The following is a 14,489-nucleotide window of genomic DNA, read 5'->3' as shown; positions in this document are numbered from 1 at the left end:
GACTTATGCGTTTGGCGCATATTTTTGTCAAAATCTGTGTTTTGCGCTCAACTTACCATTAAGTAAGTTTCGTACAAAGCCTCGGTTTTTTCTCAATCTGCATTCAAACGCACAAGCCCTAAATCTATGAAATTAATAAACAAAAATATATTTGATCAATCGTTAAGCTCGGTGCTGCTCTTGCTGGCGCTTTTGATCGGCGTAAATATTTTAGTGGCGCAAAAATATATTTATCTGGATCTGACCCGGGAAAAAATCTATACGACGTCGGAGGCGACGAAAAATATTTTGAAAAATCTCACGAAAGACGTGAGCGTGAAATTCTATATTTCCAAAGATCTGCCGGTTGATCTGGCAAATGTAAAAACACAATTGGAAGATATAATGAATCAGTATCAGGATATTGCGGGCGCAAAGCTCGCGATCTCCTATGAAGCTCCCGAGAATAATCAGGAAAAAGTTACGGAACTGGCTCAAAAAGGAATTCCCCAAATGCAATTCAACGTGATCGCGAAGGATAAATATGAAGTGAAACAGGGATTTTTTGGCGCGGAGATCACTGCCGGCGAAGGGGATAAAGTGAACAAAGAAGCCATTCCTCTGATCCAGTCGGTTGCCAATATTGAATATGATTTTATTTTAGCCGTTTATTCCGTTTCGCGGGAAAGCAAAGAAAACCTGGCGTTTCTTTCGGGACACGGAGAAAAGCAGGTCGCGATCGCGGGACTGGAGAAGTATTATAACGTTTCTTCCGTAAAAATAATGAGCGCGGGGAGCAAAAAAGGATTTTATTATGAAAAAGCGCCGGCCAAGGAAGGCGAAAAATCCGAGCAAGTCTTTGTCAGTCCGAAGACTCTGATCATTGCCGGACCGGCGGCGGAAATAACCAAAGACGAGATCGCGGTGATAAATGATTACGTGAAAAACGGCGGGAATTTGATCGTTTTGGCGGAAGCCATAAACGTTGATACAAAAAATAATTTAACCGTCACGCCAATCAAAAATAATATAAACGAGTTGACCAAAAATTATGGCGTGACGATCAATGAAGACCTGATCCATGACCGGTATAATTCCAGTATTACTTACAGCCAGGGTTTTTTCACCGTGAGCAAGCCATATCCTTTTTTCGTCCGGGCGCAAAAAGAGAATTTTGGCGACAGCGCTTCGCTCGCGGGCCTTCAAGCGATAATATTCCCATGGGTGTCTTCTTTGACGCTCGCGGATAGCGCGGATTACTCTCCCAAAGCCCTGGTCACTTCAAGCGATCAATCCGATTCTGTTTCCGGCACTTTTACTTTATTGCCCGATGCCGCTCTGCCTGCTCCAAAAGGAGCGAAAAAAACCATCGTCGCTTTTGCGGCTCCGAAAGAAAAAGATTCAAAAAGCGGTTCGGTTTTTGTGGCGGGAGGCTCGTTTTTCGTCTTGCCTGATTTTATGGGAAATGCTCCCGACAATAAAACATTTTTTATGAATCTTATCGATTCGGTTTCCAATTCGGTCAATTTGTCTTCCATCCGCGCCAAAAGCATCACCGATCGGCCGATCAAAGACCTTAATGAATCGGAAAAAAATTATTGGAAATTCACTTCGATCTTCGGCGCCGCTTTGCTTCTTGATGTATACGGATTTTTCAGGATCATGAAGAGAAAAAAAGCGAATAAATAAGAAATTATTTTAACGGTCTTGACATTTACTTAATTTGTTATACATTTACTGTATTCTAAGGAGGTTTATGCAATGGGAGAATTTAGAACATTTAAAAAGATTAAAATAGAAGACGACAGAGAGGGAGAAACATACGCTGGTATCAGGCTTAGACCGGCTGCTGACGGAGATGGTTATTATGTGGAAAGTCTGGAAGATCATCTCAAAAACGCGTTTATAACAGAAGGAACATATCAGGCAATTTTGGCTGACGAAGAAGTTACCATACACATATAAGCAAAAGCTAAGATTTTAAGAATACTTTGCCACCAATGAGCTAAACAAAGCGAATGGTGGTTTTTTTTGGTTTAACAAAACTAAGCTGTAAATTAAAAAAGTATAATAAAAAACAAGGTTCAGTAATTATTCTGAACCTAAAAGACGAAATTGAAGTTTAAGGAATTTTTTCCACTTTTCCTATTCCCCATGCGTTGTCGCCGCCGCCCAAAATCATTAATTTTACTTTTTCTTTTTTGATTAGATTTTCAACCGCGGCAGTTATGCTATGCCATGACACTTTTTTCCCGGCGGTTTTTGCGAGAGAAGGAAGAAGGTCAAGTCTCGCTGGACCTCTAAGCAATTGTTCCTCATACAGCCATTTCATCAAAGCTTGGATATTTTCTTCGCTATTCACATCAGATTTTTTTTCCGGCATTTATTGTATACCTCCAATTAAAATTATATTATAACAAAATTAAAGCAGTGTCAATACAAGTTTTAGTATTTTAGCATTTACTAAATACGAGATTAGATACATTAAAAAAAACAGTGAATAATCGATTTCACTGTCGGGTAAATCCTTGCCGGATTAGAGCACCACGAATTCTTTTCTGCGATCCTCTTTTTTATAGTATTCTTCGGCGAGGTGCAGCAAGGCATAATAAGACTTTATTACATCTTCAAAAGTTCCTATAGAATCCCTGGGCCTGTTTCTGAACAGGGAGTTTTGGATAAATACGCCGAGATGTCTTGCGATATCCTGGAGAATCTGCGTTCCTTCGTCTTTTGGGAAGCCCGGGTTATCCCCACCCATATTTGTCCAAAGGTCGTGGATAAATTTTTTCAAGATCCACACTACAGAAACCAGTCTTGGATTTATTTTTCCGGCGAGGCCGAATGTGTCCGATCTATCCAGCACTTCTTGTAATTGGTAAAGCGCTTCAGTGGAATCATTGCCTCCTTTTGTTAGTTTTTTGGAAATTTTTTCCAAATTTTCTCGCAATTCTCTTTCTCTATTTCTCGCGATAGCCGCGTCGGTATCAATTGCCATTCTATGTTATTCCTCCTGCTTCAAGCATGAAGTATTTTTACTCTAGCAGATTTTGTGAAAATGTCAATAAGGAATCGCCATTTCAGCGGTTTTTAAATAAAACTCAAGAGCTTGCAGTGTTTGTACCCTTTACTTTTTCTTTTTAATCCTATAAACTGAATAATATAATAGGAGGTTTAAATATGAATAAAAAAGTAAGGCTTTGCAGCGCTTGTTTGCTGGGCGTAAATTGCAAATGGAACGGCAAGAATAACCGCAACGAGAAAGTCATCGAATTGGCGAAAAAAGAAATTTTAATTCCGGTTTGTCCGGAACAATTGGGCGGATTAGCCACGCCCAGGTATCCTTCGGAACAACGCGGGAAAAAAGTTTTTATGAAAGTTGATGAGCGTGGAGTTATGGAGGCTACCACTCACTTTAAAAAAGGCGCGGAAGAAGTTCTGAAAATCGCCGAGTTGCTAGGGATTAAAGAAGCGATTTTCAAGCAAAGAAGTCCTTCCTGCGGTTCAGGACAAATTTATGACGGATATTTTTCCGGTACAGTTGTAAAAGGCGACGGCATAACAACCGCTTTGCTTAAGAAACACGGAATTAAAGTTATTTCGGAGGAAGATTTATAAATTCTATAAAGCCGGATGCTCTTAACCAGGGCATTTTTTTTATCGCCAAAGCGGCGTTTTTTTGCTAGAGCAAGTTTAATAAACCCGTTGCATTGACATTTACGCAATTTAGTGTATAATTTTTATACTTAAGGAGGAATGTTAATGAAAGGAAAAGAGTATAAAGGATCAAAGACAAATTGTACACAGTGCGGGAAAAATTTTGTGCCGAGCGAAATAATCAGTGTAAGTAAAAAAGGAGAAACTTTTTGCCAAGGCAGTTGCGTAACGCTGCACGAGCGTAAAATCGGAAAAGAGGTTTCAACTGAAGCGATGATATTCGTTGGCGGCTAATTTTAACAGGATTTATCCTGTTTTTTATTTCGGCGTTTTTGCCGGCTTTAAAATTAGAATTTTTTTGTTTTTTTTGTTATACTGCGATTATATCTTTATTTTAGATTAGCATGCGAATAATCACAAAATCAAAAACAGGAAGACAGGCTGTCAGTTTGATAACGCTTATTTTATTTGGTTTTTTGGCTTCCGGAATGTCCTTGAAAATGAGTTTTACTTCCCAGGCGCCGGAAGGCAACTGGAGCGAGCCTTGGTATAATGATTGCGAAGAAGCCTCGATCGTGATAGTTGATAGTTTTTACAATAACAGAACTTTGACGAACGCGATCGCAAAAAAAGAAATATTAAGGATTTTTGCCATAAAAGAAAAAGCCTATGGCCGGAGCCTTGATGAGGGCGCGGAAAAGATCGTTGATCTGATAAATAATTTCTTAAACTGGAAAGCCCGAATCGTTGAAAATCCGACGATCGAGCAAATTAAAGACGAAATAGACAATGATCATCCTGTAATATTGCCGACAGACGGAAGAAAGCTGAACAATCGATATTTTACGACTTCTCACTATCATGTTTTTGTGATTTCCGGCTACGATGACGCTAAAAAAATGTTCATCGTGCAGGAGCCCGGCACTTATCGCGGACATAATTATCAATATTCTTATGCGACCATTGAAAAGGCCATGCGCGATTATAATTCCACCGATCTAAGCAAGGGCAGGCGAGTCGCGATTTTTACCAGTCCGGAAATAAAGAAGACAGACAGTAGTGACGAGAGTAAGAATGAGTTAAACAAGATAGATGAACCTGAAATTAAAATAAGTCCTACCCCAACCGAAATTAACAGCGATAATAGTTCCAATGGTGAAGAAGCTAAAAAAAATTATCCGCCAGCGGTTTCGGAAAAAAGCCACGAAAGCGGCAGCTTGGCAAAAACAATGGGGGATTATTGGGCTTATTTGGTTGAGTGGATCAGAGGCGCAATATTATAGAGGTTAAAGCATTTTAATAAAACCAATCGTATGTTTGCCAAAGATCGCGTTTCGCAAATAAATTGCATCGTGTTTAAAAAAGAAAACGGCGAGTATAAATTTTTGGTTCTCAAAAGGCGGGAAGATAGGGGAGGGTTTTGGCAGTCGGTGACCGGCGGAGTGCGGGAAAAGGAGAGCGAAATAAGCGCGCTTAAGAGGGAATTGAAAGAAGAGACTGGAATCGGCGAGTATCAAAAAATTATAAATTTAAAATATTCTTTTTCTTTTTCTTTGCCGCATTTGGGGGAGCTGGTGGAAAATGTTTACGCGGTGGAAGTGGGGCCGGACACTGAAATTGTCTTCAGCCCCGAACATACCGAATATCGCTGGGTGGATTTTAAAGAAGCGCTAAGCTTGTTAAAATATGATACCAGCAAGGAAGGTTTTCGGAAACTTTGGAAGATATTGGGAAGATAATTATAAATAATGAATTTAAAAATCCTCGTACAGTTTAGTGCGAGGTTTTTTAAAATAAACACTTTAAGCTTACTCAAATAAAACCGTGCTTAAATATCTTTCTCCGGTATCAGGCAAGATCACTACGATAGTTTTACCCTTACCTAATTCTTTGGCTTTTTGAAGCGCGATATACATTGCCGCGGCAGAACTCATTCCCGCTAAGATTCCTTCCTTCCTCGCCAGTTCGCGGCCGATCGCGTGAGTGGCCGGCACGGTTTCTTTGGGAATTTCGATTATTTCGTCAAAAGCGCCGGAATCAAAAAGTTGCGTCGGATTTAATTCTTTGGGGTTGCGGAGCCCTTGTATCGGCGCGCCCAGCGCGGGCATTACCGCTACGATTTTAATATTGGAGTTGTGTTCTTTCAATCGGCGCGAGATCCCGACTCCGGTGCCGGCAGTGCCGATGCTTACGACCACCATATCCAATTTTCCTTTGGTTTGTTCCCAGATCTCTTGGCCGGTCGTTTCATAATGCGCCTGGATATTGGCCGGGTTTTTGAATTGGTCGAGATTGATATATTTATCGGGATTTTCCGCCAGAAGTTTGTTTTTCACTTCCACCGCGCCGCCTGTGCCTTTTTCTCCCGGCGACAAGATCAATTCCGCGCCGTAAGCCTTGATCAATTTTCTTCTTTCAACGCTGACGGATTCGGGAATAACGATGGATATTTTGTATCCTTTGACGCCCGCGATCATCGACATGGCCACGCCGGTATTGCCGGAACTGGCTTCCAAGAGAATTTTATTTTTGTCGATTCTGCCGTGCTTTTCCGCGTCCTCGACGAGATACAGCGCCATGCGATCTTTCAGAGATCCGCCGATATTGTATTCTTCGAGTTTCGCCAAAATTTTGGCGTCGCCCCCCCCGGTTAATTTATTTATTTTTACCATCGGTGTTTTGCCGATGAGAGTCAAGATGTTTTTATGGATCATAATTTTATTTTATTAATTATTTAAAAAACAACCTTTGCGGTTGATTCTTTGGTCATTTTATTTTTCAGCGTTTGAAATTTATAGTTATTTGCGACATCCAAAAATCAACCTGTATTCCGGGTTTTGGCACGAACAGCGGGCAAATTGGCTTTCGGTTATTTTCATAGTTTTTATCTGTATTGATATTGTATACCGCTGTGGAAAATTTGTAAAGCTGAACATATGCGGTTTTTTTGTTTTTGTGGTATAATATAAATACTTTTTATCCACCGCGGATAATTTACCCCGTTAGAAGTTTTTTTAAACATTAAAATTAAATACAAATAAAAAACAGATCGTGTATAAAATATTTATTGCACGCAATAAAAACTTTTAACGGGGTTTAATAATTTTTTTAATAATATAAAAAAATATGTACAAAAGTATTAGGGGGAAAACAATTTTATTTGTCGCTATCTTAGTCGTAATGGCGCAAATGGTTTTTATGCTGGCGAAGAATGCCAGTTTTTCTTTGGCTCAAACGAGCGATATACCGCTTGCTCCGTTTGGCCTGGTGCTGGACGGTATGCCGACTTCCACTTCTATTCCGCTTAGATGGACTGATAATTCAACAACCGAAGACAAATTTAATATTGAAAGAAAATTAACCACAGCGAGTGTTTATGAGTTTCTTGCCCAAGTGGGTACAAGCATAACTACGTATACGGACACTACGGTAGCCGTGAGTATTTCCTATGATTACCGCGTTCAAGCATGCAAATCCGGCTGTTCCGATTATGCATATTTAACCGGTGTTAGTTCCGCTAGTGGATCTTCGCCTTCCTCGCCTTCTTCCGTGACCGCTTCGTCAACAACCGGAAAAATTATTGTTAGCTGGCCGTCATCGGCGTCAGCCGCAAAATACAGTATTTATAGAAAAACAGACGCAGGATCATACCAAATCTGGTATACAAATATAACCAGTCTTTATTATGAAGATATTTATCCCAATGTTGCTGCCGGCAGCGCTTATCAGTATAAAATATTCGGATGCGCCAGTGATGGCGCTACCTGCTCTGCGACGGGAACAGAATCAAATTCTGTAGCATATAGCGGAGGCGCGGTATCTTGTACGAGCTTAAGCTTAACTCTTAATGACGGGAAAACCGTTTATAACAACAGCGAATCTGTAAATTATACCTGGACTTGTCTTCCCGGCGGTTCTGCCAGTAATGTGTCCATGTGGCTTCAAAAACCTGACGGTTCATCGGTTAATTATAATTACGGCGGCGGCATCACCCAGACAATGGGTTTTGGCACTTCGAATTTAGCTTCCGGAACGCATATTCTTAAAGCTTGTTTTGATTCTACTTGCGCAACTGTTATTGCCAGCCAGACATTTACAATAACCGGCAATACTGCTACTCCAACCCCAACACCCACCCCAACTTATACGCCAAATTCTAATTCTACAGTTCCTTATCTCAACGCTTGGATTGATATGGTTCCTGATGCTTCAACTTATACTTATCCGGTTTTTATTAACGGAACAAAGAATGCCGGTGTCACTTCCAATTTTTCTTTCCCCACAGGCACATTAACTTTTTATTTATATAAATATTTTGCGTCCGGCGTTGTAGATTTTTCGGTAAATTATTATACTTCTACCGTTGGCAATATATCGTTGGTCTCCGGCAGTGAAGGCAAGAATTGGACAGGCACTATTAATGCCGCTAATTTACCCAATGCTTCTTATAAATTTTATGTTAAAGGCATATATAACGGAACAGATTACATAAGCAATCATGTTTATTTTGCTGTAAATAATTCGACTACTGCTACGCCTACGCCTACGGTAAATCCTGCCGCGCCTATTATCACGGTCGGTATTGATTCTGGTCCTACGGTCAATGGCATAATTAGCGGCACAAAAAATATTTGGGCCAACAGCAGCGCGCCATTGACCAGTTTAATTTTTAAATTTTACAATACTACCGTTAGTGCTTTGTCAACGTATGCCGTTACCGGTTATCCCTTAAAAACCACTGCTCCTGATTCTTTTGGTAACTATAATTATTGGCTAGGAATTTTGGACACTGCTAAACTAAAGGATGGCAGTTATAAACTTTTTACCCAAATAACATATAACGGCAAATCTTACGAGAATGGCGCAGCTTTTTATTTTAATATAAACAACTCGGTTTCAGGTATCACTGCCGCTCCTAATGTTTCTCCGGCGCCAAATACATCGCCTTACCCAGCTTCTCTCGAGCCTAAGATTTCTCTGCTTTTTTCACCGCTTCCTTTGGCTACTTTAAATCCCAATGCAACTCCCGGCATAATTTTTATTCCGCTTGAATGCCAGCAAAAAGGATATACAACATCCGAAGCTTGCCAGAAATATTTTCAAACTCCCCGGCCGTGCAGAGAAGCTAATATTTTAGATCAAGCGAAGTGCCAGGAATTTATGTTCAGATCCGCTATGCCTGAAATATGCCGCCAAAAAGGAGCGACAACGCAGGAAGAATGCGCAAAAATTATTTTATTGAATTCTCTTCCGCAAGCATGCAAAGACGCCAATATTGTTGACGAGGCCGGGTGCGTTAGCTTTTTAAACGCGAGGACTTTTTTGACCGCCGAGTGCAAAGAAGCCGGTATTTTCGATTTTTCAGCTTGCGGCAAATATATGGCGGAAAAATTTATGCCGAAGGAGTGCGTTGACGCGGGAGCCAAAAGCAAAGAAGACTGCGATTATATAATGAGAAACAAATACGGCAATATTGTGAAAGCCACGGCGGTGGATATAAAGCCGGTTTATCAACAGCTCGCGAGCGGCGTTTCCGAAGAGTGCCGGCAAAAAGAAATTATCGATCCCGCTTCTTGCGAGAAAGAAATGATAAAAAAATATCTGCCGAAAGACTGCCAGGCGGCGAATATTACGACCAAGGCGGACTGCGAAAAGTTTTTATTCGAAAAAAACGCCCCGAAAGAATGTCTGGATGCGAAGATTTCCAATTCCAAAGAGTGCGAGAATTTTATGTTCAAAAGAAACGCGCCGCAGGATTGCGTTGACGCCGGAATGACGACCCAAGAGATGTGCAATAAATATATTTTTGGAAAATACGCGAATGCGGGGAATACCCCCTCGGATAAATTCCCCATAGAATGCCAGAAAGCCGGCGTAAAAACTTCGCTTGAATGCGATAAAGTAATGAAGCAAAAATATTTGCCGGAAAGTTGCAAAGCTCAAGGGTTGACCAATGAGGCTGATTGCTCCGTTTATATCAATCAAAAAAGCATGCCGAAAAAATGCCAGGCGGAGGGCGCAACGAACGACAAAGACTGCAATAAAATTCTTTTCAAAAAATTTGCTCCCGCGGAATGCAAGAAGGCGGGCATTGAAGGCGAGAAAGAGTGCAAGGATTATTTATTCAATCTTTATGCTCCTAAAACAACATGCCAAGGCTTGGATGACTGGCAGTGCAAAAATACTATAAAAGAAGATCATCTTGGAGCTATTAGCGCTAAGCAGGTTGAATACACAAAAATAAAAGACAATATCACTTCTTTGGCCGGAGGCGGCGCGGTCAGTTCGGAAGATCTAAGAAAAAAAATGGACGATTCGGGGAAAATAATTCCGATCAAGGATAATAATGCCAGCCTTAAGATCGTAAAAACGGAAGAAAATTTGGTTTTGAATGAAGATAATGATCTGATTCAGACGGCTTCAGCCGCGGTGATGGTGGATAGCGACAACGACGGTTTGCCGGATGATATGGAGCATAGAATCGGCACTGATCCTAATAATCCTGATTCGGATAAAGATGGTTTTAGCGATGGGGATGAAGTAAAAGCCGGTTTTAATCCTCTCGGCGAAGGAAAAATTGAAAAGGGAAAAATCGCGCCGATCGATGAAGCGATACTGAACGATCAAACTTTAAGCCATCCGAAAGCAGCCGGCACCCAGTCCGATAAATATTCTTTTGACCAAGTTTCCAATGTCGAAACCGGCAAAGGCAAAACCGCTGGCGCGAAATATGTTTTTGCGGGCAAGGCTGACAATGATTCGGTGGTAACGCTGTATATTTATTCCGATTTGCCGATAGTGGTAACCGCTAAAACCGATAAATACGGAAACTGGAATTATGAATTTAATAAATCGCTGATGGACGGAGAACATGAAGCTTATGTGGTTCTGAATGATAATACCGGCAAAGTGGTTACCAGGAGCCGGGTAATGAGCTTCTTTATTAAAGAAGCCAAAGCTGTTTCGATTAAAGATTTTATTTCTCCCGCCAGCGTTGCTCCCCTGAAAGAATCGGAAAAATCCATGAATAATTATATTTTTCTTACCGCGGGGATTATTCTTGCGGGATTGATCATATTTATCGTTTTTATTCTTGTTCAAAAAAAGAGAGATCAGTTGCCGAAGGTGTAGATATTGTCATTGCGAGGAGCGAAGCGATCCTTCGACATACTCGGGATAAACTCCGCAATCTATAATCGAGACGAGAGATTGCTTCGCTCTTTCCAATCGCTCGCAATGACAGACAAAAGGCATTTTGTAATTTATGAGAAGCATTATAATATGAAACCCGTTAGAAACTAAGACGGCATTGTTCTGGCGCGGTTTTCTAAAATAGTATAGGTATGAAATTTTTCAACGGGTTTAATTTTAGGGAATTTATCACAAAGAACAAGGAAACTGTTCAGATAATTTACGGCGTATTTTTGATCATTCTTATTCCCGCGTTAATAGCTTACAACACCTATAGCAATGTTATAAATTTTAGCGAGAACTTGGATACTACTTTGCAAAGAGAGCAAGTAACAGTAGGCCGCCTGATTCGGTCTATGGTCGGACAGGATCTGGGCGATCAAGAATTGTTGCAAAAAGCGATCGATAAAATGTCGGCTGAAGATACCGATCTAAAAGAGCTGTCTATACTTATTCCCGATGAAGATAATTTTAAAACCATCGCTTCTTCGAAAAAAGAAGATATCGGGAAAAGCGTGAATTTTTATTTTTATACTCTGGCCTGGTCTTTGAAAGACGACGAGTCGATCGCTACCGATTCTTTGCAATTGGCGACTACTGCTGAAGGCAAAAGTTTTATTGAGGGATTTTCAGTCGAAGACAGATTCTGGCTGGTGGCAATGCCGATGAAGGGGATCTCTGACAAAAAAGAGGCGCTGCTCGCAATGAAAATTTCGTCAAAATTGATAGACGATAACGCGAAAGATATCAGAGACGCTTCGTTCTATCTGCTTTTCATAACAATTATTGCAGTGATCATATTTTTGGCGTTTACCGTCCGAATCTGGGATTACGCGATTTTGTATCGGAAAATAAAAGAGGTTGATCAGATGAAAGATGAATTTATTTCGATCGCTTCTCATGAATTAAGGACTCCATTGACCGTTACCAAAGGCTATCTTTCGATGATCCTGGAGGGAACATTTGGTAAGATAGAAAATCCGGAAATTGAGAAAGCTTTGAATACGGCGGCTAAGTCCAATAATCGGCTGGAAGGGCTGGTGGAAGATTTATTGAATGTTTCCCGCATTGAGCAAGGCCGGTTTCCGGTGGCGATGGCGCCAGTAGAATTGGAACCGATCATCCGCGATATAGTGTCGCAGTTGAAAGTCAATGCCGATGAAAAAAAATTGATACTGGAATACTCACAGCCGGATAAAAAACTTCCTTTGGTTTCGGCGGATTCGGAGAGATTGAGGCAAGTGTTGATAAATCTGATCGGCAATTCGGTAAAATATACTGAAAAAGGAAGCGTAAAGGTTACAACTATGGTGAAGAATAATTTAGTGGAAATTAAAGTTGTCGACACTGGTATCGGTATGTCCGGCGAGGAGCAAAAGCATCTTTTTGAAAAATTCTATCGGGTGCAGAACGAAAAAACCGGCAAGATCGTCGGAACCGGCTTGGGGCTTTGGATCACTAAGCAGATCATTGAGTTGATGAAAGGATCAATTACTTTAGAAAGCATGGAAGGCGTCGGCACTCAAGTTACGGTTAAGTTGCAGGCAGTTAAATAGCAGTGGATAAATAATAATTTTTTCTTTGCAGCCATTTTATTTTCGTGCTATAATGTTATTAAAGATAAATTTTCAATTTTCAAGCACCAATTTTCAATTCACCCTGTTAAATAAAATCTCCGTCAGATTTTAGACTACGAACAGTCTATTTAACAGGGTAAAATCCCAATGAATCAATTTCCAAACGATAAAAAAGCATATGATTTGGAAGAAAGAACTGCCATATTTGGTGAGAGCGTGATTGATCTAATGAAAAAAATACCAAAGGATTTAATTAATCAAAGATTAATTCCTCAGCTAGTGGCTTCCGGCGGATCTTTGGGTGCTAATTATTGTGAAGCTAATGAAGCAGAGAGTAAAAAAGATTTCCAGCATAAAATTGGTATCTGTAAAAAAGAAACCAAGGAAACAAAGCATTGGTTGAGATTATTGGCTAGGGCAAACCCTGATTTTAGTGAAGAGTTTAGAAAATTATGGTCAGAAGCTCAAGAGCTATTACTGATATTTTCCAAGATACTAACATCTAGCAGAGTTTGAAAATTAAAATATTGGAGCTTCATTGTAAATTGAAAATTGATGCTTGAAAATTATAATAATTTTTTATTATTTTAAATTGACCCCCTATGTCTTTTTATCAAAATCTTCTCGATAAAATATCTCTTCTCGAACGCCAGACCAGCGACAGAGATTTGCAAAAATCTCATATGCCCTGGTATCTTAATTCTCCCAAGGGAGGCAAAGCTCGCCTTCCTTGGTATGTTTACGCCGAAGATCTTCCCGGCAAGCTGAAACTCCGATATTACAAAACCCTCCTGGCTCTTACCCGGATCTGGATGATCATCAAGGGAGTCCCTTCCTCGAATTTCTGGATTTTCACTCAAGCCGGCAAGGACGGCATCTATATTTGCAATTATTCTTATTGCTATTACAAAGGCTATCACAAAAACACCAAATGGAAATTTCTCACTATGGTAACCTCTGCCACGATCATTGTTTCCTTGATCGTGGCTTTAATATTTCCGGGCGAGCCCAGAGCGATGGCGGCAGTGCATCCTTGGGTTCAAACCAACTGGAGCACGGAAGACGCCAATGCCGTAGCCACTGACACGGCCCAAAGAGTCAATGAAATTCCTTGGACTAAATATTCCGCGAAAACTCCTTCAGTCGCCGGCTCGGCTTCGGATGTTAAGCTGAATACTGTTATTGACAGCTGGACTCAGACAAGCTGGATCGGATCCGGCAGCGCCAGCACAGCGAGCCATGCGAACGCTAATCAGACCAATTGGACGGATTATTCTTCCAAAGATACTTCTGTCAGCTTGGACATCGCCGGAGAGATCAGCACTTCAGCTTCGAGCGGCGGGCCGACAATTCCATGGACTCAGCCGACTACTACTAATTTTTCCGCTGCCGGCTATTCAATTAATACAACTTCGGGAAATCTTTCCATCAGCGGATCCGGCGCGGGCGAGAGTTTGGTGACTTGCGATTATAATCACGGCGGAGTCAGCTGGACTCCGACTAATGGCGATGCTTGGGACTTGGATGCTTCCGCCAATATCGGCATTGCCGGAGTGCATTGCAATATCAATGTTTTTACCGTAGCGGCCGGCACGACTTATGTTTACGGTTATGACGGAACAAGTTATGGCAAATTAATCGTTTACGCCGCGAGTTCCACGATCACCGGAACATTAAGCGCGGATGGCAAAGGCTATGCGGGTGTTTATCAAGCCAGCGGTTCCGGTACCGGCGGCGGTAATGGTGGTCTGGGTACTGTTGGTGCAGGCGGCGGCGGCGCTGCTTATGGAGGAAATGGTGGTAATGGCTGGGGGTCTAATACAAGTTACGCCGGCAGCACTATTGTTTATGGTTCAGCTACTCAACCTACTGAGTTGGGCTCAGCAGGAGGCGGGACATCTTTGACTACCGGCGGTAATGGCGGCGGCGCGGTAAAATTGATAGTTTCCGGCACCCTCACTCTAGATGGTTCTATTGTTGCCAAAGGCGGCAATGGAAATACAAATAGCACTAGTAAAAGCGCCGGCGGCGGCGCAGGCGGAAGTATCTGGATTGATGCTCTCAGTATAGCAGGCACAACCGGCT

General features: G+C 41.4%; 13 protein-coding genes. 10 read left to right on the top strand and 3 right to left on the bottom strand.

From position 1 onward, the window contains the following. Positions 1-126: 126 nt before the first annotated feature. Positions 127-1,668 (top strand): GldG family protein, encoded by a 1,542-nt coding sequence (locus tag Q8N37_02930; GenBank protein ID MDP3057447.1) that lies wholly within the window; start codon positions 127-129, stop codon positions 1,666-1,668. Between the two features lie 72 nt (positions 1,669-1,740). After that, positions 1,741-1,944, top strand: coding sequence for a hypothetical protein (locus Q8N37_02925; protein ID MDP3057446.1), 204 nt, complete (start codon positions 1,741-1,743; stop codon positions 1,942-1,944). A 157-nt stretch (positions 1,945-2,101) separates the two neighbouring features. On the opposite strand, the gene Q8N37_02920 is transcribed toward Q8N37_02925, so the two are convergent. Further along, complete coding sequence (locus tag Q8N37_02920; GenBank protein MDP3057445.1) at positions 2,102-2,362, bottom strand: hypothetical protein; 261 nt, start codon at positions 2,360-2,362, stop codon at positions 2,102-2,104. 153 nt (positions 2,363-2,515) lie between these two features. After that, entirely contained in the window at positions 2,516-2,977 is a 462-nt protein-coding gene (locus Q8N37_02915; GenBank protein MDP3057444.1) for a hypothetical protein, read from the bottom strand. A gap of 182 nt (positions 2,978-3,159) precedes the next feature. Here Q8N37_02915 and Q8N37_02910 point away from each other — a divergent pair, with 182 nt between their 5' ends. The 4 genes from Q8N37_02910 to Q8N37_02895 all read left to right on the top strand — a co-directional run bounded on the left by Q8N37_02910 (position 3,160) and on the right by Q8N37_02895 (position 5,375). Further along, a complete protein-coding gene (locus Q8N37_02910; protein MDP3057443.1) occupies positions 3,160-3,597 on the top strand; it encodes a DUF523 domain-containing protein in 438 nt (145 codons plus the stop codon). 204 nt (positions 3,598-3,801) lie between these two features. Continuing rightward, positions 3,802-3,930, top strand: coding sequence for a hypothetical protein (locus Q8N37_02905; protein MDP3057442.1), 129 nt, complete (start codon positions 3,802-3,804; stop codon positions 3,928-3,930). A gap of 110 nt (positions 3,931-4,040) precedes the next feature. Next, positions 4,041-4,919 carry a C39 family peptidase gene (locus Q8N37_02900; protein MDP3057441.1) on the top strand — a complete coding sequence of 293 codons (879 nt, stop codon included), beginning with the start codon at positions 4,041-4,043 and terminating at the stop codon, positions 4,917-4,919. 30 nt (positions 4,920-4,949) lie between these two features. Next, complete coding sequence (locus Q8N37_02895; GenBank protein ID MDP3057440.1) at positions 4,950-5,375, top strand: NUDIX domain-containing protein; 426 nt, start codon at positions 4,950-4,952, stop codon at positions 5,373-5,375. Between the two features lie 69 nt (positions 5,376-5,444). On the opposite strand, the gene Q8N37_02890 is transcribed toward Q8N37_02895, so the two are convergent. Next, positions 5,445-6,350 carry a PLP-dependent cysteine synthase family protein gene (locus tag Q8N37_02890; protein ID MDP3057439.1) on the bottom strand — a complete coding sequence of 302 codons (906 nt, stop codon included), beginning with the start codon at positions 6,348-6,350 and terminating at the stop codon, positions 5,445-5,447. A 412-nt stretch (positions 6,351-6,762) separates the two neighbouring features. Here Q8N37_02890 and Q8N37_02885 point away from each other — a divergent pair, with 412 nt between their 5' ends. The 4 genes from Q8N37_02885 to Q8N37_02870 all read left to right on the top strand — a co-directional run. Further along, the gene (locus tag Q8N37_02885; GenBank protein MDP3057438.1) at positions 6,763-10,767 is read left to right on the top strand and encodes an Ig-like domain-containing protein; all 4,005 of its coding nucleotides are present in this window, start codon (positions 6,763-6,765) and stop codon (positions 10,765-10,767) included. 212 nt (positions 10,768-10,979) lie between these two features. Then, a complete protein-coding gene (locus Q8N37_02880; GenBank protein ID MDP3057437.1) occupies positions 10,980-12,383 on the top strand; it encodes a HAMP domain-containing sensor histidine kinase in 1,404 nt (467 codons plus the stop codon). A gap of 168 nt (positions 12,384-12,551) precedes the next feature. Continuing rightward, positions 12,552-12,920, top strand: a complete 369-nt coding sequence (locus tag Q8N37_02875) for a four helix bundle protein (GenBank protein ID MDP3057436.1) — start codon at positions 12,552-12,554, stop codon at positions 12,918-12,920. Between the two features lie 86 nt (positions 12,921-13,006). Beyond that, a partial coding sequence (locus Q8N37_02870; GenBank protein ID MDP3057435.1) for a hypothetical protein occupies positions 13,007-14,489 on the top strand: 1,483 nt, incomplete at its 3' end.

This window comes from bacterium (assembly GCA_030693205.1).
GTDB lineage: Bacteria > Patescibacteriota > Minisyncoccia > JAHIHE01 > JAHIHE01 > JAHILZ01.
Note: the sequence above shows the minus strand (reverse complement) of the source record. Positions and strands in the feature narration are given on the sequence as shown.